Here is a 17,678-nt window from a genome sequence, read left to right on the forward strand (position 1 = left end):
CGCCGCCGGCGCGGATCCGCCCTGCTCCTGCTCCGCGGGCGCGGAGCGTCAGCGCCGGTAGTCGCGGATGATCTCCTGGGCGAGCGTCGTGATCGGGGTCGACGTCGCTCGCGCGCGGACCCGCAGCACCTCGAAGGCCTGCTCGACCGTGGTGCGGTGGGCGTAGGCGAGGATCCCCTTCGCCTGCTCGATCAGCACCCGGCTGTCGAGGGCGTGCTGCAGCTGCTCCTGAGTGACCGTGCTCTGCTGGAGCGCGCGCTGGTGCAGGATCCCGATCGTCGCGACGTCGGCGAACGCCTGCACGACCGCGATGTCGTCAGGATCGAGCCGCCCCGGCCGGGCCTGGAAGAGGTTGAGGGAGCCGATCGTCGTCCCCGCCGAGCGCATCGGCACGCAGTGCGCCGAGAGCACGTCGAGCTCTACCGCCAGCGTCCGGAACTCCGCCCACTCCTCGCCCACGGCGCGGGCGTCCTCGACGATCACCGGCCGCCCGGTCTCGAAGCACTGGATGCACGGGCCCGACCCGCTATCGAGCTGGAGCAGCTCGATCAGCCGGGTGTCCTCGTCCGTGGAGGCGAGCACCTCGAGGGAGCCGGTGGAGTCGGCGAGGACGAGCCCCGCCGAGACGGCGTCGAAGAGGGTCGCGCTGCTCTCCACGAGGGTCTGGGTGAAGTCGACGACGTCGTAGTCGTCGACCAGTGTGTCGGAGAGGGCGACGAACGTCTGGATGACGCTGCGCTCGCGGGAGTTCGTCACCATGTGTCGTCCTGGGCGGTGAGAGGGCGGTCGGGGAACCCGTCGTGCCGGGCCACGATGCCGGAGGCGACATCGACGACGGAGCGCTGCTGGGCGAAGGCGTGGGCGCGCAGCAGCAGCTGCGCCTCCTCGGCCGTGCTGCCGTAGCGCGCGATGATCATGCCGGTCGCCTGGTGCACCACGCGTCGCGAGCGCGGATTCGTGCTCTCCTCGACCTCGTTGTCGCGCAGCACCGCGGCAAGCACCAGCAGCGCCGTCGCGGTGGTCGAGGCGCTGATCCGGCCGAGGAGGGAGTCGCTGAGCGACGTGGGGCGGCGGGAGTAGAGGTCGACCGCGCCGATCGAGAGCCCCGCGATCGAGAGCGGGAAGGCGAAGACCGCGCGCACCGCCGTGGGGCCGATCGCCTCGGTGAAGAGCGGCCAGCGCTCCTCCGCGCCGGTGTCCGGCACCGAGACGGGGCCGGCAGCGCGGATCGCCTCCCAGCACGGGCCCTCGCCGAGGTCGATCTGGATCTCGTCCAGCCGGCTCGCGGTGCTGTCGCTCGCGGCGACGGTCTCGCCGCCGAAGGGGCTGCCGAGCGTGGAGATCGCGACGCCGTCGATCGGATACCCGCGCAGATACGGGTCGCAGAGAGCGTCGGAGTCGGTCACCGCGCCCATTTTAGCCGTCGGCTCCGCTCGGAGCGACGCTCCGCCGGACCGGCGGGGACCACGACGCGGTGACGCGCGGGAGCCCGCCTGGCTGCGCTGCCCGGGCGCACGAGGCGACGGCCCGTGAAGCGGCTCGTCGGGCGCGGACGGTGCATGGTGCGGGGCGACGGGAGCCGGAGGACGGCGGCCTGCACGGCGACGGAGCGGCTCAGGCCGGGGTCGATCGAGCCGGGACGCTCGAGGGCGGCGATGAGGTCGTCGAGGACGGCGAAGGCGGGATCTGTCATCACGGCTCCTGGCCGGGTGTCCGCGGCCGTTGTCGTGCGCCGAGGCGCGGGAGGTGTCGATCGGGTGTCGCCGTGCGGGGTCCGCGCACGACGTCGACGAGGTCCTGCCCGACGGTACGGGGCGCGGATCGACCGGACGACGTGGTTGACCTCTCGGAGGTCCGCCGCTACTCGTGCTCTGCGTTGAGCTCGTCGAAGTCGTTCGTGATGATCGACAGCGGGGTGTACGGCGTGATGAGGAGGAGCGCCGGGTTCGCGCGACCCTCGCCGTAGTTGACGGTCAGCCACTGCGGGGTCGGGGAGGCCAGGGCGGCCTCGACCTCGGCGCGGAACTCGTCGAGGCTCCTGTTGTTGACGGTGTAGGCGGTGCCGTTGTAGATCAGGTCGATGCGCTTCACAGCTGGTCGCCCTTCGCCGGGGGACGCACCGGTTCGGCGGGTTCCGAGATCACGTACAGCCCGCCCGCGGAGTTCGCGAGGTCGGTGAGCGCGGAGATCCAGGCGGGGTTGATGCGGGGCATCCGGCCGCCGAAGTACTTGTAGCGGAGCGCGTGGGAGGGGTGGATCCAGATCGCGCTGCGGCCGTCGCCCATGCTGTGGTCGTCGCGCCAGCTGAGCAGGAACGACTCGTTGCGGCGCAGCTTCGCGGTGATGACGATCTGCAGGTGCGCGAGCACGCGGTCCTCGAAATCGATCTCGACGGTCCCGTCGTAGTGCAGCTTCCCCATCGGCGTCTCCAGCCCCTGATCTCCGGCCGGCAGGCGCCCGCCGTTGCCACCACCCTTCCGCAGACCGGAGGGATCCGACAACCCGGCCTGCCATTCTCTGCTCGATCTGTCCAGGTCTTCCGTCAGCGGCGGTCCTCTGTCAACCTCCTCCCTCCACGCAGCCGGCGCTGCCGAGCATGGACGGCATGAAGCACATCCTCTTCGCCGACAAGACGATCCTCGTGGGGGACGAGGCGGCCGACGCGCTCGTCGAGTACGCCGTCGCCCTCGCCTCGAAGGGCGCGGCCGACACCGTCGAGTACACGGGGATCGGCGCGGACGGCGGGACGGTCGATGCCACCTTCCTCGTGAACGCCGCGGCCGCCCTCATCGTCGAGACCACGCCGAGCGACCTGCCCGAGCCGGACAACGCGGCGGAGGTGGCACGGCTGCGCGAGCGGATCGACGCGCTCACCGGCGAGCATCCCGTGCAGCCCGGCGACGGCGAGCTGACCAGTGGTGCCGACTACGAGGACTCCTACGAGCAGTGAGTGGTTCCCCGTGGTGCGGGTCCGGGCACGACCGGCGTCCGCTACCACTGCGAGGCTCCGCAGTGAACCCCCTGATCGGCTGAGGGGAGGCGGACGTACCGTGGCCCTGCGGGTCGCCGACGACACGATCACCGGTCGACCGCTACGGGCACGGCCGCGGGTCGGCCGGGGAGGACGGACACCATGACCGGAGACCATCCCTTCTGGGTGCGCCTCGCGCGCAAGGAGCCGCAGTGCGCCATCGTGCGCGGCCGGGTCTTCGAGATCGGCGCCCCCGACGAGCGGGACGGGGCCTTCCTCCTCACGGTCTGGGAGAAGGGGCGGCCCGTCGGGCACGTCCTGAACGTGGATCCGCCCGCCTACAAGCCGTGCGGACCCGGGCACCCGGTCGAGCCGCAGCGGGTCGACGGGGTCGAGGAGCTGCTCGAGCTCCTGGTGCCCCAGCGCACCCGGCTCGCGGCGCACGGCTGACGCCGCTCCCGTCCGCGGGGGCCGCCCGAGTCCTGTGCACCGGGAGCGGGGCGAGCGCTGAGCACCCGCCGGCGGACGCCCGGGACGGGGGAGTCGTGCGGCCGGGCGGCGGCTGGCATCCTGACCTCGGTGCGACGAGCGCGCCCGCGAGGGGGAGCCCGATGAGCACCGCCGAGGACGTCGACGACGGGACCGCCGAGTTCGGGTACCGCCCCTCCCTCACCCGCGGGATCGGCCGCTTCGGCAGCTTCGCCGCGGGCGTGAGCTACATCTCGATCCTGACGGGCACGTTCCAGCTCTTCTCCTTCGGCTTCGCGCTCGGCGGTCCCGCCTACTGGTGGTCCTGGCCGATCGTGTTCGCCGGTCAGCTCATGGTGGCTCTGTGCTTCGCCGAGCTCGCCGCCCGCTACCCGGTCGCCGGTTCCGTCTACAACTGGAGCAAGCGCCTGGCGGGGCCTGCGGTGAGCTGGCTCGCGGGCTGGCTGATGGCCACCGCCTCCGTGGTGACGCTCGCGGCCGTCGTGCTGGCGTACCAGGCGACGCTCCCGCAGATCTGGAGCGGGTTCCAGCTCAGCGGCTCCTCGGGGGTGAGCGCCGTGATCTGGGGCGCCCTGCTGATCGCGTTCACCACCGCGGTCAACGCGCGCGGCGTGCGGCTGATGGCCCGGATCAACAGCGTCGGCGTGCTGATCGAGCTGATCGCGGCGGTGCTGCTGGTGGCGGTGCTCGCAGTGAATGTGGTGCATCCGCCGACAGTGCTGCTCGACACCAGTGGCTACGGCGGGAGCACCCCGGGCGGGTACGCCGGCGCGTTCCTCATCGCCGCGATCGCGTCGGCGTACGTGATGTACGGGTTCGACACCGCGGGCTCGCTCGGCGAGGAGACGGTCGACCCGCGCCGGACCGCGCCGACGGCGATCCTGCGGGCGGTGACCGCCTCCTTCGTCCTCGGGGGCCTCATCCTGCTGCTGGGGATCCTCTCGGCGCCCGACCTCGCCGACCCGGCGCTCGGGCAGGCGTCGGGCGGGCTGCAGCGGATCGTGCTGCAGGTGCTCGGCGGCCCCCTCGGAACCGTCTTCCTGCTCTGCGTGGTCGTCGCGATCACGGTGTGCGCGCTGGCGGTGCACACGGCGGGCATCCGTCTGATCTTCGCGATGGCGCGCGACAACGCCCTGCCCGGCAGCCGCGTGCTCGCCCGCGTCGACCCGCGGCGCGGGACCCCGGTGGCGCCGGCGCTGGTCGTGGGGGTGCTCGCGGTGCTGATCCTGGTCGTGAACATCGGGACGCCGGCGATCTTCACGGCCGTGACGAGCGTGGCGGTCATCCTGATCTACCTCGCCTATCTGCTGGTGACGGTGCCGCTGCTGATCGCCCGGCTCCGCGGCCGGTGGCCTGCAGCCGCGCCCGGGCGCTTCTCGCTCGGCCGCGCGGGCCTGCCGGTGAACGTCGTCGCGGTGCTCTGGGGCGCGGCGATGACGATCGACCTCGCGTGGCCGCGCGTCGAGGTCTACGGGGAGGAGCTGCGCTGGAGCGCGGTCGTCGTGATCGCCGCGGTCGTCGGGATCGGCCTGGCCTGGTTCCTCCTCCGCGGCCGGCACCGCCTCGGCACCCTTCCCGCGCACGCGCTCCCCTCGACGCCGCCGCAGGGCTGAGCCGGAAGGCCCGTTCTCGAGGGGGGAGGACGGGCGTGCCAGGGCGAATCGGCGGCGGCACCGGGAGGAGGATGGGGGAGCGCGTGCTCGGCCGAGCGCCGCGGGGAGGAGCGCGCGTGCGGAACCGCCTGGCGACTCCGTCCCTGCTCGCGCACGCCGTGCTCATCCAGGCCGTCGCGTTCCTGCTCCGGCCGGCCGCCGTCTACCAGGCGATCCGGCTCGACGTGCCGGCCTGGGCGCTCGGGGCGCTCGGCGCCTCGTTCGCGCTGGTGCCGCTGCTGATCGCGCTGCCGGTGGGCGGGCTGGTCGATCGGGTCGGCGCCCGGGCCGTGATGGCCGTCGGCTCGCTCGTCGCGGTGGGAGCGGCCGCGGTGCTGCTCCTGGCGGGCGGGAGCGTCGCGGGGCTGCTCCTCGGCATCGCCCTGCTCGGCGCGGGGCACCTGGGCTGCGTGGTCGGGCAGCAGACCGTCGTCGCGGGCGGCACCGGAGGCACGCGGCTCGACAGCCGCTTCGGCTACTACACGTTCGCCGCGTCGCTCGGGCAGGCGATCGGGCCCGCGTTCATCCCGGTGCTCGCGGGCGGCTCGGTGCGGCCCGACCCGGCGCCGCTGTTCCTCGTGGGTGGGATCCTCGCGGTGCTGCTGCTGGTCTCGACGGCGGGGATCCGCAGCCCGTCCCCGCGCGGACCCGCGGCGGAGGGGGCGGCGGCTCCGGGCTCGACGCTCGGTCTCCTCCGGGTGCCGGGCCTCGCGCGCGCCCTGCTGACCAGCGCGACCGTCGTCGCCGCCGTCGACCTGACCGTCGTCTACCTCCCCGCCCTCGGCGCCGAGCGCGGGCTCCCGGCCGGCGTCGTCGGAGCCCTGCTCACCGTGCGCGCGCTCGCGTCGATGGCCTCGCGGCTCCTCCTCGGCGCGGCCACCGCCCGGCTCGGGCGCACCCGGGTGATGGTGGGCGGCATCCTGATCTCGGCGCTCTGCCTGGTGCTGGTCGCCCTGCCCGCGCCGACCGTGCTCCTCTTCGTCGCGGTCGCCGCCCTCGGCCTGGGCCTCGGGATCGGCCAGCCCATCACGATGTCGTGGCTGATCGAGCGGACCCCCGCCGACCGCCACGGCCGCGCCCTCGCGCTGCGCCTGGCCGGGAACCGCCTCGGGCTGATCGCCCTGCCCAGCCTCCTCGGCGTCCTCGCGGCGGCGTCCGGAGCGGGCGGCGTCCTCATCGGCACCGGTGCCGCGGTCGGCGCGACCCTCCTCCTGCTGCGCGGAGTGCGCCTGGACTGAGGTGCCCGGGGCCGCAGTGGATCGGCGGCGCGAGCCGCGTTCCCGGACCTCTCCGTCGGAAGACCGGAGGGTCAGCTGCCCGGCTCCTCCACGCGGACGTCCTCGGCGGCCTTGTCGGCGCGCCAGCCGCGCCAGACCGGCTGGCGGAGGGTGCCGGAGGCGGTGCGCTCGCGGTAGCGGACCTCGCCGACCAGGACGGGCGACACCCAGTGCACGCCGCGCGACTCGAGCGGAGGGACGGAGACGGCGGGCTCCTCGGCGGCGTGCTCGGCCAGGCGGTCGACCAGTCCGCGGCGCTCGCGGTCGCTGAAGCCGGTGCCCACACGGCCGGAGTAGGCGAGCCCGTCCTCGCCGGGGATCGCGGTCAGCAGCGCCCCGACCGAGCCCTGCAGGCCGCCCTCGCCCTCGCGCCAGCCCACGATCACGACCTCCTGCAGCCGGTGGTGGGTGAGCTTGATCCAGTCGCGCGAGCGGCTGCCCTCCTGGTAGCGCGAGTCGCGGCGCTTGGCGACCACGCCCTCGAGGCCGAGGGTGCGGCTGGTGGCCATCGCCTCCTCCAGGTCGCCGTCGAACACGGACGGGACGTGCACGCGCTCGTTCTCGGCGACGAGCTCGACCAGTGCCGAGCGACGGGTGTCGTAATCGCTCCCGGTCAGGTCGTCTCCTGCGCGCTCGAGCAGGTCGAAGACCATCAGGTGCACCGGAGTGGACCGGGCGGCCGCCTCGATCTCGCGCGGCTTCGTCAGCCCGCCGCGGGTCTGCAGGGCGCCGAAGTCGGGGCGCCCGCGAGCGTCGAGGGCGACGATCTCGCCGTCGAGCACGGCGTCGGCGGCGGCCTCGGCGAGCGGGGCGAGCAGATCGGGGAACGCCGCGGTCAGGTCGTTGCCGTTGCGGCTCGTGAGGGTCGCGGTGCCGCCCTGCACCCGCACGAGAGCGCGGTAGCCGTCCCACTTCATCTCGATCGCGGCCCCCGGGTCCACGTCGCCGCGGCGTCCGGGCGTGGCGAGCATGGGGCGGTGGCGGCGCGGGGCGGAGTCCTCAGCCGGGCGGTCGGAGGAGGGTGCGGGGCGGGGAGCGGGCGACGCGGCGGACGCGGCCGCCCTGCCCCGTCGCTGCGTCCCGTGCCCGTGAGCGGGACCCGGCGCCATCAGATGCAGGAGCCAGTTCTTCTCGGCGCCCTCCCTCGAGCCCGTGTGCAGCAGGGCGTAGCGGCGGGGCTCGCCGCCGAGCCCGCCGTCGGGGCGGCCGGTCAGCACCGCGATCACCTCCTTCCCCTCGCGCCACTTCTCGAGCGCGTAGGTGCCCTCGTCCCAGATGCGCACCTCGCCGCCGCCGTACTCGCCGGCCGGGATCGTTCCCTCGAAGGTCGCGTACTCGAGGGGGTGGTCCTCGGTCTGCACCGCGAGCCGGTTCGGGTCGCCCTCCAGCGGCGGGCCCTTCGGCACCGCCCAGCTGACCAGGACGCCGTCGTGCTCGAGCCGGAAGTCGTAGTGCAGGCGCCGCGCGTGGTGCTCCTGGATGACGAAGGAGTCGCCCGAGGAGATGCCCGCGGACCCCGCCTCGGGCACCGGCTCCGGCGTCTTCGACGCGTCGCGCATGCTGCGGTAGGTCGCCAGGCGGTCGGAGGAGGCGTCCGTCGCGGCGAAGCCCGCCATCCGCTCCGGGGTCGGCTCGAGCCCGGCACCCCGGGCGGCGAGCAGCGGGCGGAGGAGGTCGCCGTCGCTCCGCAGCCGCTCCACCACCTCGTCGGGCGACAGGTGGCGCAGGTCCTCGGCACCCAGCTCCTCCCACGTGCGGGGCGCGGCGGCGGCCGGCCGGAGGCGCCCCCGGAGGGAGTAGGGGGCGATGGTCGTCTTCGCCGCGCTGTTCTGGCTCCAGTCGACGAGGACCTTGCCCTCGCGCAGGGTCTTCTTCATGTCCGAGACGACGAGGTCGCGGTGGTCCGACTCGAGCGCGCGCGCCAGCTCGTGCGCGACCGCCGAGATCTGGTCGCTGGAGGCGGAGGCGTCCAGCGGGCAGTAGAGGTGGACTCCCTTGCTCCCGCTGGTCACCGGCAGCGGAGCCAGCCCCATCCCCTCCAGCAGGTCGCGGGCGAGGAACGCGACCTCGGCGCACTCGGCGAGGCCCGCCCCCTCGCCCGGGTCGAGGTCGAGCACGAGACGGTCGGGCGGACGGCGCTCGCCGTCGGAGCCCACCCGCCACTGCGGGACGTGCAGCTCGAGCGCCGCCTGCTGCGCCAGCCAGGTGAGCCCGGCGACGTCGTCGACCAGCGGGTACTCGACGTCGCGCGACGAGTGCGCGAGCCGGGTCCGGCTCAGCCAGTAGGGGGCGGAGGAGGGGAGGTTCTTCTCGAAGAAGACCTCGCCCGGATGCTCGGCGGTGCCCACTCCGTCGACCCAGCGCTTCCGGGTGACCGGGCGGCGCGCGAGATGGGGCAGCATCGCGGAGGCGACGGAGGCGTAGTAGGAGAGCACGTCGGCCTTGGTGAAGCCCGTCTCCGGGTAGACGACCTTGTCGAGGTTCGTCAGACGCAGCCTCCGCCCGCCGACCGAGACGATCTGCTGCGAGGCGGCCATCCCCCCATGGTGGAGGCAGGTGCGCGCCGAGGGAACCCCGGACCGTCGCGGGAACCCGCAGCGAGCCGCCTCCACGACTCGGGGTTCCCTCGGCGGCGGGGAGTAGCGTCGACGCACCACGTCCGAAGGAGCCCTCCGTGCCCGACACGATCGCCGACATCCCCCTCACCACGATCGACGGCACCACGTCGACCCTCGCCGACTACCCGCCCGTGCGGCTGATCGTCAACGTCGCCTCCCGCTGCGGCCTCGCCCCGCAGTACGAGAAGCTCGAGGCCCTGCAGAAGAGCTACGGGGAGCGCGGATTCACGGTCCTCGGCTTCCCGAGCAACCAGTTCCTCCAGGAGCTGAGCGACGAGGACAAGATCAAGGCGTACTGCTCGACGACCTGGGGGGTCACCTTCCCGATGTTCGAGAAGGTCCGCGTCAACGGCCGCTCGGCGCACCCGCTCTACGCGGAGCTCACCAAGGCGGAGGACGAGAACGGCAAGGCCGGCCGGGTGAAGTGGAACTTCGAGAAGTTCCTGATCACGGCCGACGGCACGGTCCACCGGTTCCGCCCGACGGTCGAGCCCGACGACCCGCGGATCGTCGACCTGATCGAGGCGTCGCTCCCCGCCTGATCCCGCTCAGCGGCGGGCGCGGGGCGGAGCACGCCACCCGTCGTGGCTCAGCGGTCGCGGAGCCCCAGGGCCGAGCGGGCGTCCGCGGGCTCGACGCCCTCGGGGCAGACGATGTCCGAGACGTCGAACGGCGTCGCGCGCGAGAACGGGATCATCTCGATCCCGTCGACGTGGCGCAGCAGCACGAGGCCGCCCTCGCCCTCGCGCAGGCTCCGGCGCACCTGGCGCAGGAAGATGCCGGCCATGTCGAGCTCGACGACGAAGGAGCGGCCGCTCACGTCGATCCGGCAGCCGATGACCGGCTGGGAGCCGACGGAGACGGAGTCCGGCACGCGGCGCGGCTCGATCGGCTGCTCCTTGCGGAGCGTCCGCACCGGGGTGAGGGTGGGCAGGCCGGTCGCTCGCGCGGTGTCCGTCATGGTCGTCTCCGTCCGTCGACGTCCGCCGATGGTTCCGGGGACGTCTTCTCGACGGTACTTCGCGTCCCCCGCAGAGGGGACGGGGTTGACGGCCGTGCGATCAGGGGGCAGCGGGGCCCAGGAGCGGCGGAGCTCAGGAGCCCTGGCGCTGCTCCTCGGGCTCCGGCAGGACCGAGAGCTCGCCGTGCATGCTGGCGACGCTGAGCATCTGCTCGATCCACGCGCGGTTGAGCTTGGGCTGGTGCGCCTCGGTGAAGCGGAAGTGCAGCGGCACCGACGGGTGCAGCCAGACGGAGCTCCGGCCGTGTCCGGTGGAGGCGTCCTCCATCCACGAGAGCGAGAAGGCTTCGTTGCGGCGCAGCTTCGAGAGGACGGCGACCTTCAGGTGCGCGAGGACGCGCTCCTCGAATTCGATCTCGAGGTTCTGCGGTCCGTAGATGAGCGTGGCCACGGGCCCCCTTCGTTCATCGGGCCGGCCCTGGCGGACGGCTCCTCGGGGGACGGTATCCGCTCGGACCCCGGTGCGGGGAATCGGGCGGGAGACACGCCGGACCCCCATTGACAGTCCCGCGGACGGGACGTAGCACTGCCGGGCGTGCTGGGCGCCACGTTAGCCGACGCATGTAGCGAGAGTCGATGCTCCGTCGCGGATCTCCCGTCGGCCGGGGCCGGCCCGGGAGCGAGCGCGGGCACCTCCGGCTGCCGGCCGCGCCGCTCAGGATCCCGTCACGGCCCGGCCGGCGCGTCCCACCCCTCCTGCGGGGTCGCGCAGGTGCCGCGGAAGACGTACTGCGACGGCAGCTTCCGCTGGTGCGAGGACCAGTCGATCGCCGGCCGCCGCTGCTCCGGAGGCAGGTAGCCGAGCCGGTACACCGCCATCAGCTCCAGCTCGTCGGGCACGGCGAGCAGCGACTCGATCCGCGCCCACGCTCCCGGCACCTCCATCGGGAACGACACGAACTGGATCCCCATCCCCAGCTCGACCGTGCTCAGCCAGACGTTCTCCATCGCGGCGCCCATGCTGAACACCGAGTAGAAGGAGGAGAGCTCGCCCGGCCGGTACTCGGAGCGGTCGAGCATCACCCCGAGCAGCAGCGGCGATCCCGCGACGAGCCGGCGGTTCTCCTCGCCGAGCGTCTGGGGGACGCGGAGGGAGTTCATCAGGAACTGCCCGCGCTTCGTGAAGACCTGCTTCGTGAAGGGGCGGAGCGCAGCCGGCAGCTTGTCGAACAGCATCCCGTCGCGCCGCTGCTCCATCTCCTCGCTGCTGAAGCGGAAGTAGGGCTTGTAGCGCTCGAAGAACGTGCCGTTCGACATCGCGGTGGTCATGCTCTCGCCGCTGATCGCGGCGATCCGGTCGATCGTCTCGCGCTCCTCGACGAGCACGAACCGCCACGGCTGGCTGTTGAGCTGCGAGGGCGCCCGGCCGGCCACCTCCATCAGGAGCCGCTGGTGCTCCTCGGAGACGGGGTCGGGCAGGAACGCGCCGTTGGTGGTCTTCCGGCGCCGGACGACATCGAGGAACTCCATGCCTCGATCCTGCCCCGATCGATCGCGCAGAGGGGGGAGCGGCGGCGGCCCGGGGTGCGCGCGGTACCATCGAGGGTCCTGTGCAGGCTCGAGGGAAGCGGTGGAACGGTGAAGACGAGGGTCATCTTCTACCTTCTCGGAGGTGTGTTCGTGCTCGGCGCGGGCATCAACTCGGTCGTGGGCAGCGGCTTCTCGGTGCCGAACCTGCTGACGATGCTCTGCGGCGCGCTGATCCTCGCGATCGCCGGCTGGCAGGCGCTGCGCTCGTACCGCTCCGACCCCGACCGCGACGTCGAGCCCCCGCGCTAGAAGCCGGGGCGCGTCAGCGCAGGGCTGACCCGGCCCTGAGACGCTGGAGCACTCCTCGGCGCCGCGCCGGCCGCCGCGTCCGCCCGAGAGCGGCGAGCACGAACGGAGCCGCCGCCAGCGCGATCGCCGGGTGCCGGCGTCCGTGCGTCCCCGCGAAGGGGATCACCGCCAGCGGGACGGCGGCGGGAGCCAGCGCGGACGCGGCGCGGGGGTCCGACCGTCGCAGCGTCGCCCAGGCCAGAGCGGTGAGCGTCGACGTGCAGATGTAGAGCGCGTGATGGATCCAGTGCCAGCGGCCTGTGCGGAGAGCGCCGGTGGCGACGGCGGTGCCGAGGGCGCAGTTGGCGGAGTAGCTGACGGCGGCGGCGCGCAGCCAGAGCGGACCGGAAGCGCTCACCCTCCGCCGCGTCCTCACACCTCGCCCCGCGCGAGCAGCAGCCGGTAGGGCGCCGCGCGCTCGACCCGCCACCCCTCGGGCGCCACAGCCCGCAGCTCGGCGGCGGTGAAGCTGCGCCGCACCGACAGAGACCCGTCGTAGTGGAGGAACGAGCCGGCCGCGATCGGTCGCGTGGCCAGCAGGTAGGCCGTGTAGGCCAGCCGCGAGCGCTCGATGTCGTTGTGGAGGGCGCGCGGGGCCAGGCGCTCGCTGTCGGCGAGCAGGTCGGCGAGTGATTCCGGCGACAGGTGGTGCAGCACGTGGTTGGAGGTCACCAGGTCGAAGTGCTCGCCCTCGGCGACCAGGTCGGCGCTGCTCGCGCGGCGGAACTCGACTCCGGGCGGCGCGGGCGTCGACGTGGCGAAGGCGGAGGCGCGCTCGTCCGGATCGACGGCGGTGATCGCCAGGCGGAGGCCGTCCTCGCGGGCCCAGCCGGCGAGGGAGCGGGCGACGTCGCCGCCTCCGGAGCCGATGTCGAGCAGGCGGAACGGCTCGTCGGGCCGCAGCAGCGGACGCAGGCGCGAGCGGTAGAGGCCGCGCCACCCCGAGACCAGCCGGTTCACGGTGCCGAAGCGGGCGTAGGTGGCGTCGAGCAGGGTGCGGTCGCAGTCCGGGTCGTCCATCAGCTCCTGCTCGGAGACCTCACGGTGGCGCAGGTCCGGCGCGAGAGGGGCTCGCGGAGTCACTCCCCGCCCCGCTTGGTGAGCAGCGCGAGCTCGACGGTGAGGCCGGGCCCGAACGCCATCGCGCCGATCCGCTCGCCGTCGGCCGCCTCGCCGTGCAGCAGGCGCCGCAGGATGAAGAGGACGGTCGCGCTCGACATGTTGCCGTTGGTCCGCAGCACCTCGCGCGACGGGGCCAGCTGCTCGTCGCTGAGGGCGAGCGAGGCCTGCACCTTGTCGAGGATGCTGCGGCCGCCGGGATGGATCGCCCAGCGCTGCACGTCGCTCCGCTCGACCTCGGCGCCGGCCAGCAGCGGGGCGACGGCCGCCTCGATGTTCGCTCCGATGATCGAGGGCACGTAGGTGCTCAGCCGCATCGAGAAGCCGTGGTCGCCGATCGTCCACGCCATCTCGGTCTCGCCCTCGTCGGTGAGCGTCGTGGCGAGCGCGTCGAGCTCGAGCACCGGGGCGCCGGGCGCGGCCTCGCGGGCGGTGACGACGGCCGCCGCACCGCCGTCGGCGAAGACGGAGGTCGCGACGATCTGCTCCGGGTCGTTGGAGCTCGTGAGGTGGATGGTGCACAGCTCGACCGCGACGACGAGGACGACCGCCTCCGGGTCGGCCTCGCAGAACTGGCGGGCGGCGCGCAGGCCGGGGAAGGCGCCGTAGCAGCCCATGAAGCCGAGGTGGAAGCGCTGCGTCGAGGGCGCGAGGCCGAGGCGGCGGACCAGCTGGTAGTCGGGCCCCGGAGCGTAGAAGCCGGTGCAGGAGACGGTCACCACGTGGGTGACGTCCTCGGCCGTCATCGACGCGGATGCGAGGGCGCGGCGGGCCGCCTCCGTGAAGAGCTCGGGAGCGCGCTCGGTGTAGACGGCGTTGCGCGCGGCGGTCCCCGGGTCGAGCACCAGGCCGCTCCCCGCGTCGTAGAAGACGCTCGCACCCTCCCGCTCGACCCGGTCGAGCTCGTCGACCACCGTGCTGCGGGTGTCGATCCCGGACGCGTCGAAGGCCGCGCCGATCAGGCGGGACCCGAGCCGGGTCATCGCGGGCTGGGACGCGAAGAGGTCGCGCACCTCGGACTGGCGCAGGACCGTGGTCGGCACCGCCGTCTCGATGCTGCGGATGTGGACGCTCACCCGCAGGAACCTATCGCGGAATCCTGCGGGTGAGCGGTGCCCTGGAGCGTGATCAGAGGATCGGCTTCCCGCCGGTGACGGCGATCGTCGACCCGCTGATGTAGCTCGCCTCGTCGGAGGCGAGGAGGACGTAGGCGGGGGCCACCTCGGCCGGCTGCCCGGGGCGGCCCAGCGGGACCTGCTCGCCGAACTCGGCGACGGCCTCCTCCGGCATGGTCGAGGGGATCAGCGGCGTCCAGATCGGGCCGGGCGCGACCGAGTTGGCGCGGATGCCCTTCTCGCCGAGCGCCTGCGCGAACGAGGCGGTGAGGCTGAGGATCGCCGACTTCGTGGCGGCGTAGGGGAGCAGCTGGTACGACGGCTGGTCGGACTGCACCGAGCTCGTCGCGATGATCGACGCGCCCTCCTTCAGGTGGGGCAGCGCCGACTTCACGAGGTGGAAGTAGGCGCTGATGTTCGTCGCGATCGTGCGGTCCCACTCCTCGTCCGGGATGTCGGTGACGCTCTCGCGGCTCATCTGGAAGGCGGCGTTGCTGACGAGCACCTCGAGGTGGCCGAAGCGCTCGACGGTCTCGGTGACGACGGCGCGGCAGTGCGCCGGGTCCTGCAGGTCGCCGGGGAGGAGCAGCGCCTCGCGGCCGGCCTCCCGGACCCACGTCGCGGTGTCCTCGGCGTCGTCGTGCTCGTCGAGGTAGGAGATCGCCACGTCGGCGCCCTCGCGCGCGAACGCGATCGCGACGGCCTTGCCGATGCCGCTGTCGCCGCCCGTGACGAGGGCGACCTTGCCGCTGAGGCGGCCGGTGCCGCGGTAGCTGGTCTCCCCGTGGTCGGCCTTCGGCGTCAGCTCGGCCTCGGTGCCGGGCGGTGTCTGCTCGGGGGATTCCGGAGTCATGACTCTCCCTCTCGTGTCGTCGGTCGGTGCCTCCATGCAAGCGGGTGGGAGGGAGGGGGCGCAGGGGGTTGACGCCCGGACCGCTCCGTCCTGTCGTCAAGCCCGCGACACCGAGGGCTCCCTGGGTCTTGACTGAGCGTGTCGCCCTTCTTCGGGGCGCTCGGCCAGGAGGTTCGACATGAGCACGACAGACAGGGATCCGGCTGACGGCGGACTGCCGCGACGGGCAGAGGGCTCGGCGGCGGGCGGCACGGCGCGCATCGACTCCGCGGGGGACACGGGAGCGGCTGCGGCGACGGACCGCTCCGCGACTCCGGACCGCTCCGCCTCCTCGGACCGTTCCGCCTCGACGGACCGCTCCGCCTCGACGGACCGCTCCGCCTCGGCGCACTCGGCCCCCGAGCACCGCGCGCCCGTCGGCCCCGACTCCGCCGAGGCGAAGCAGGCCCGTGCGGCCGCGCGCAAGGACATCCACCAGCGCGAGCGCGACCGCTTCGGCGGCTTCAAGATCGGCTGCGCCTTCTTCGGCTGGCTCGCCGCCACCGGACTCGCCGTCCTCCTGACCGCCCTCGTCACCGCGATAGGGGCCGCCGTCATCGGCACCCAGGACGTCACCGGCGACCTCGCGGCCGACCCCGCCGCGTTCGGCTGGGCGGGCGCGATCGCACTGCTGGTCATCCTCCTCGTCGCCTACTACTGCGGCGGCTACGTGGCCGGCCGCATGGCCCGCTTCAGCGGAGCGAAGCAGGGCGTCGGAGTGTGGGCCTGGGCGGTCGTCGTCGCGATCGTCGTGGGCATCGTCTCGGCGATCACCGGCGGCAGCCAGGCGCTCTCCGCGGTCAGCGGCTTCCCGACGATCCCCCTGGACGCCGGCGACGCCACGGCCGCGGCGGTCGTGACGGCGCTCGCCGCCCTGATCGTCGCGCTGGTCGGCGCCGTGCTCGGCGGTCTCGCCGGCATGCGCTTCCACCGCCGCGTCGACCGCGAGGGCCTCTCCGGCCTCTCCGTCTGACGCTCCCGTCCCTCCTCCCTCCGCGAGACGCCGCTCCGGTACGCCACGCACGCCGTGCCGCGCACCGGAGGGGCAGCTCGCGGAGGGGAGGTAGGGTCCTTCGCGTGACGGGGGAGCGAGGGACGCGGCTGGCGGGCGAGCTGCGGGAGTGGGACGCGGGCGCGCTCGCGGACCTGCGGGACGAGTACCTGGCGTTCCTCGAGCAGCGCGGCGAGTCGGCGCTCGAGCGCGACGGCGGCCTCGAGCACGTCACGGCGAGCTGCTTCGTGCTCTCGCCGAATCTGGCGCAGGTGCTGCTCTGCTTCCACCGCAAGGGCCGGTTCTGGGTGCAGCTCGGCGGTCATGTCGAGCCCGGCGACGACTCCACGGCCGACGCGGCCCTTCGCGAGGCGCGGGAGGAGAGCGGAGCGGCACGGCTGCAGCCGCTCGGCGTCCTGCCCCTCGACCTCGACCGGCACGCGCTCGGCGACGGCTTCGGCCGCTGCTCCCGCCACTGGGACGTGGGCTACGGTGCGATCGCCGATCCGGACGCTCCCGTGACGGTCAGCGACGAGAGCGACGCCGTGGCCTGGTGGCCGGTCGACGCGCTGCCCGCCGAGGTGCCGCCGGGGTTCGCCGAGCGGCTGGCCGGGGCGCTCGCCGCGGCGCGTCTCCTCCGCGGTGCGGGGTCGCTCGGCGGCTGATCGAGACCCGCCTCCACCCACCTCGCATACCGGCAGCGCGCCTGCGACGAGTCCTCCCCGTGACTCCGGCGCCGTGCGGCACGATGGGGCGATGAGCAGCACCGCTGACCCCGTCGTCGTCCTCGCCGGTGCGAGCGGATTCCTCGGGACGGACCTCGCCCGCCGCTTCGCCGCCGACGGCTGGACGGTGCGGAGGATCGGCCGCTCCGGGCCGGACGCGCGCTGGGGCGACACCGCCGGCATCACCCGGGTGCTCGACGGTGCGCGCCTCCTGGTGAACCTGGCCGGCAAGAGCGTCGACTGCCGGTACACCGCGGCGAACCGCGCCGAGATCCTCCGCTCGCGCGTGGCGACCACCGGGGAGCTGCACCGGGCGGTCGCGGCGGCCGCGACTCCTCCGCCGGTCTGGATGAACGCGAGCACGGCCACGATCTACCGGCACGAGGAGGAGCGGGCGAACACCGAGGACGAGGGCGTGCTCGGCGAGGGCTTCTCGGTCGACGTGGCGCGGGCGTGGGAGTCGGAGTTCTTCGCCGGGGAGACGCCCGGCGTGCGGCGCGTGGCGCTGCGGATGTCCATCGTGCTCGGAGACGGTCCGGCGACGGCGATCCTGCTGCGGCTGGCGCGGCTCGGCCTCGGCGGTCCGCAGTTCGACGGGCCGTGGCCCTCGACGCGCGCGCGCCGCGAGGCCGGTGTGCACCACGAGCACCGGCGCACCCGCGGCCGTCAGCACTTCAGCTGGATCCACGTGGAGGACGTCCACCGGTCGATCCGCTTCCTCGAGGAGTCGACCCTCGACGGGCCGGTGAACCTCGCGTCGCCGAATCCGAGCGACAACACCGAGCTCTCCCGGCTGCTCCGCGCCGCCGTCGGCCGCCGGATCGGCGTGCCGGCTCCGCGCTTCGTCCTCGAGCCCGCGACGCTCCTGCTCCGCACCGAGTCCGAGCTCCTGCTCAAGTCCCGCTGGGTCGTGCCCGCCCGCCTCGAGGACGCCGGCTTCACCTTCGCGCACCCCCACCTCGCCGAGGCCCTCCGCACCCTGGCCTGACC

Annotated in this window: 22 protein-coding genes; 9 read left to right on the plus strand and 13 right to left on the minus strand. The window is 73.7% G+C overall.

Features of this window, described 5'->3' with window-relative positions:
* Positions 1–48: 48 nt before the first annotated feature.
* From C5C39_RS14485 to C5C39_RS14505, 5 genes are all read right to left on the minus strand, one after another.
* Positions 49–759, minus strand: coding sequence for a GAF and ANTAR domain-containing protein (locus C5C39_RS14485; RefSeq protein WP_104239019.1), 711 nt, complete (start codon positions 757–759; stop codon positions 49–51).
* Positions 753–1,406 (minus strand): GAF and ANTAR domain-containing protein, encoded by a 654-nt coding sequence (locus tag C5C39_RS14490; protein ID WP_104351715.1) that lies wholly within the window; start codon positions 1,404–1,406, stop codon positions 753–755. The genes C5C39_RS14485 and C5C39_RS14490 overlap by 7 nt, the downstream gene beginning before the upstream one ends.
* Positions 1,403–1,693 (minus strand): hypothetical protein, encoded by a 291-nt coding sequence (locus C5C39_RS14495; RefSeq protein WP_104233816.1) that lies wholly within the window; start codon positions 1,691–1,693, stop codon positions 1,403–1,405. The genes C5C39_RS14490 and C5C39_RS14495 overlap by 4 nt, the downstream gene beginning before the upstream one ends.
* 167 nt (positions 1,694–1,860) lie before the next feature.
* A complete protein-coding gene (locus C5C39_RS14500) occupies positions 1,861–2,091 on the minus strand; it encodes a hypothetical protein (protein ID WP_104250777.1) in 231 nt (76 codons plus the stop codon).
* Entirely contained in the window at positions 2,088–2,420 is a 333-nt protein-coding gene (locus C5C39_RS14505) for an ATP-dependent DNA ligase (RefSeq protein WP_104223784.1), read from the minus strand. The genes C5C39_RS14500 and C5C39_RS14505 overlap by 4 nt, the downstream gene beginning before the upstream one ends.
* Before the next feature lie 185 nt (positions 2,421–2,605).
* Between C5C39_RS14505 and C5C39_RS14510 the strand changes: the two genes are divergently transcribed.
* The 4 genes from C5C39_RS14510 to C5C39_RS14525 all read left to right on the plus strand — a co-directional run bounded on the left by C5C39_RS14510 (position 2,606) and on the right by C5C39_RS14525 (position 6,350).
* The gene (locus C5C39_RS14510; RefSeq protein ID WP_104326059.1) at positions 2,606–2,950 is read left to right on the plus strand and encodes a hypothetical protein; all 345 of its coding nucleotides are present in this window, start codon (positions 2,606–2,608) and stop codon (positions 2,948–2,950) included.
* Positions 2,951–3,133: 183 nt separating this feature from the next.
* The gene (locus tag C5C39_RS14515) at positions 3,134–3,421 is read left to right on the plus strand and encodes a hypothetical protein (RefSeq protein ID WP_104223782.1); all 288 of its coding nucleotides are present in this window, start codon (positions 3,134–3,136) and stop codon (positions 3,419–3,421) included.
* A 161-nt stretch (positions 3,422–3,582) separates the two neighbouring features.
* Positions 3,583–5,073: an APC family permease gene (locus C5C39_RS14520; RefSeq protein WP_104353700.1), complete on the plus strand. Its 1,491-nt coding sequence runs from the start codon at positions 3,583–3,585 to the stop codon at positions 5,071–5,073.
* A gap of 116 nt (positions 5,074–5,189) precedes the next feature.
* On the plus strand, positions 5,190–6,350 hold the full coding sequence (locus C5C39_RS14525) for an MFS transporter (RefSeq protein ID WP_258061331.1): 1,161 nt from the start codon (positions 5,190–5,192) through the stop codon (positions 6,348–6,350).
* A gap of 71 nt (positions 6,351–6,421) precedes the next feature.
* On the opposite strand, the gene C5C39_RS14530 is transcribed toward C5C39_RS14525, so the two are convergent.
* The gene (locus C5C39_RS14530) at positions 6,422–8,926 is read right to left on the minus strand and encodes an ATP-dependent DNA ligase (RefSeq protein WP_104353701.1); all 2,505 of its coding nucleotides are present in this window, start codon (positions 8,924–8,926) and stop codon (positions 6,422–6,424) included.
* Positions 8,927–9,063: 137 nt separating this feature from the next.
* Between C5C39_RS14530 and C5C39_RS14535 the strand changes: the two genes are divergently transcribed.
* Positions 9,064–9,549: a glutathione peroxidase gene (locus tag C5C39_RS14535; protein ID WP_244229546.1), complete on the plus strand. Its 486-nt coding sequence runs from the start codon at positions 9,064–9,066 to the stop codon at positions 9,547–9,549.
* A gap of 47 nt (positions 9,550–9,596) precedes the next feature.
* On the opposite strand, the gene C5C39_RS14540 is transcribed toward C5C39_RS14535, so the two are convergent.
* The 3 genes from C5C39_RS14540 to C5C39_RS14550 all read right to left on the minus strand — a co-directional run bounded on the left by C5C39_RS14540 (position 9,597) and on the right by C5C39_RS14550 (position 11,498).
* Complete coding sequence (locus C5C39_RS14540) at positions 9,597–9,968, minus strand: hypothetical protein (protein ID WP_104223778.1); 372 nt, start codon at positions 9,966–9,968, stop codon at positions 9,597–9,599.
* A gap of 133 nt (positions 9,969–10,101) precedes the next feature.
* Complete coding sequence (locus C5C39_RS14545; RefSeq protein ID WP_244229547.1) at positions 10,102–10,419, minus strand: hypothetical protein; 318 nt, start codon at positions 10,417–10,419, stop codon at positions 10,102–10,104.
* Positions 10,420–10,694: 275 nt separating this feature from the next.
* Positions 10,695–11,498 carry a nitroreductase family protein gene (locus C5C39_RS14550; RefSeq protein WP_104313571.1) on the minus strand — a complete coding sequence of 268 codons (804 nt, stop codon included), beginning with the start codon at positions 11,496–11,498 and terminating at the stop codon, positions 10,695–10,697.
* Between the two features lie 108 nt (positions 11,499–11,606).
* Here C5C39_RS14550 and C5C39_RS14555 point away from each other — a divergent pair, with 108 nt between their 5' ends.
* Positions 11,607–11,807 carry a hypothetical protein gene (locus C5C39_RS14555; RefSeq protein WP_104223776.1) on the plus strand — a complete coding sequence of 67 codons (201 nt, stop codon included), beginning with the start codon at positions 11,607–11,609 and terminating at the stop codon, positions 11,805–11,807.
* Between the two features lie 13 nt (positions 11,808–11,820).
* Here C5C39_RS14555 and C5C39_RS14560 read toward each other — a convergent pair whose 3' ends face one another.
* From C5C39_RS14560 to C5C39_RS14575, 4 genes are read right to left on the minus strand one after another with little or no spacing between them, the layout of a single operon-like run.
* On the minus strand, positions 11,821–12,204 hold the full coding sequence (locus C5C39_RS14560; protein WP_104353702.1) for a hypothetical protein: 384 nt from the start codon (positions 12,202–12,204) through the stop codon (positions 11,821–11,823).
* A gap of 14 nt (positions 12,205–12,218) precedes the next feature.
* Positions 12,219–12,929, minus strand: a complete 711-nt coding sequence (locus tag C5C39_RS14565; RefSeq protein WP_258060494.1) for a class I SAM-dependent methyltransferase — start codon at positions 12,927–12,929, stop codon at positions 12,219–12,221.
* Positions 12,926–14,041, minus strand: coding sequence for a type III polyketide synthase (locus tag C5C39_RS14570; RefSeq protein WP_104346225.1), 1,116 nt, complete (start codon positions 14,039–14,041; stop codon positions 12,926–12,928). The genes C5C39_RS14565 and C5C39_RS14570 overlap by 4 nt, the downstream gene beginning before the upstream one ends.
* A 52-nt stretch (positions 14,042–14,093) precedes the next feature.
* Positions 14,094–14,933, minus strand: coding sequence for an SDR family oxidoreductase (locus tag C5C39_RS14575; RefSeq protein ID WP_104353703.1), 840 nt, complete (start codon positions 14,931–14,933; stop codon positions 14,094–14,096).
* Positions 14,934–15,111: 178 nt separating this feature from the next.
* On the opposite strand from C5C39_RS14575, the gene C5C39_RS14580 reads away from it, so the two are divergent.
* The 3 genes from C5C39_RS14580 to C5C39_RS14590 all read left to right on the plus strand — a co-directional run bounded on the left by C5C39_RS14580 (position 15,112) and on the right by C5C39_RS14590 (position 17,676).
* Positions 15,112–15,945, plus strand: a complete 834-nt coding sequence (locus tag C5C39_RS14580) for a hypothetical protein (protein ID WP_258075851.1) — start codon at positions 15,112–15,114, stop codon at positions 15,943–15,945.
* A 104-nt stretch (positions 15,946–16,049) separates the two neighbouring features.
* A complete protein-coding gene (locus tag C5C39_RS14585) occupies positions 16,050–16,628 on the plus strand; it encodes an NUDIX hydrolase (protein WP_258075852.1) in 579 nt (192 codons plus the stop codon).
* Between the two features lie 91 nt (positions 16,629–16,719).
* Entirely contained in the window at positions 16,720–17,676 is a 957-nt protein-coding gene (locus tag C5C39_RS14590) for an epimerase (protein ID WP_104353704.1), read from the plus strand.
* The last annotated feature ends 2 nt before the right edge of the window (positions 17,677–17,678 follow it).

The organism is Rathayibacter sp. AY1F3, from assembly GCF_002931975.1.
Classification (GTDB): domain Bacteria; phylum Actinomycetota; class Actinomycetes; order Actinomycetales; family Microbacteriaceae; genus Rathayibacter.

Bases quoted from the DNA above. Each gene is read 5' to 3' on its own strand.
- C5C39_RS14485 (WP_104239019.1), bottom strand. From the start codon at position 759: ATGGTGACGAACTCCCGCGAGCGCAGCGTCATCCAGACGTTCGTCGCC.
- C5C39_RS14495 (WP_104233816.1), bottom strand. From the start codon at position 1,693: ATGACAGATCCCGCCTTCGCCGTCCTCGACGACCTCATCGCCGCCCTC.
- C5C39_RS14505 (WP_104223784.1), bottom strand. From the start codon at position 2,420: ATGGGGAAGCTGCACTACGACGGGACCGTCGAGATCGATTTCGAGGAC.
- C5C39_RS14510 (WP_104326059.1), top strand. From the start codon at position 2,606: ATGAAGCACATCCTCTTCGCCGACAAGACGATCCTCGTGGGGGACGAG.
- C5C39_RS14515 (WP_104223782.1), top strand. From the start codon at position 3,134: ATGACCGGAGACCATCCCTTCTGGGTGCGCCTCGCGCGCAAGGAGCCG.
- C5C39_RS14520 (WP_104353700.1), top strand. From the start codon at position 3,583: ATGAGCACCGCCGAGGACGTCGACGACGGGACCGCCGAGTTCGGGTAC.
- C5C39_RS14530 (WP_104353701.1), bottom strand. From the start codon at position 8,926: ATGGCCGCCTCGCAGCAGATCGTCTCGGTCGGCGGGCGGAGGCTGCGT.
- C5C39_RS14540 (WP_104223778.1), bottom strand. From the start codon at position 9,968: ATGACGGACACCGCGCGAGCGACCGGCCTGCCCACCCTCACCCCGGTG.
- C5C39_RS14550 (WP_104313571.1), bottom strand. From the start codon at position 11,498: ATGGAGTTCCTCGATGTCGTCCGGCGCCGGAAGACCACCAACGGCGCG.
- C5C39_RS14575 (WP_104353703.1), bottom strand. From the start codon at position 14,933: ATGACTCCGGAATCCCCCGAGCAGACACCGCCCGGCACCGAGGCCGAG.
- C5C39_RS14580 (WP_258075851.1), top strand. From the start codon at position 15,112: ATGAGCACGACAGACAGGGATCCGGCTGACGGCGGACTGCCGCGACGG.
- C5C39_RS14590 (WP_104353704.1), top strand. From the start codon at position 16,720: ATGAGCAGCACCGCTGACCCCGTCGTCGTCCTCGCCGGTGCGAGCGGA.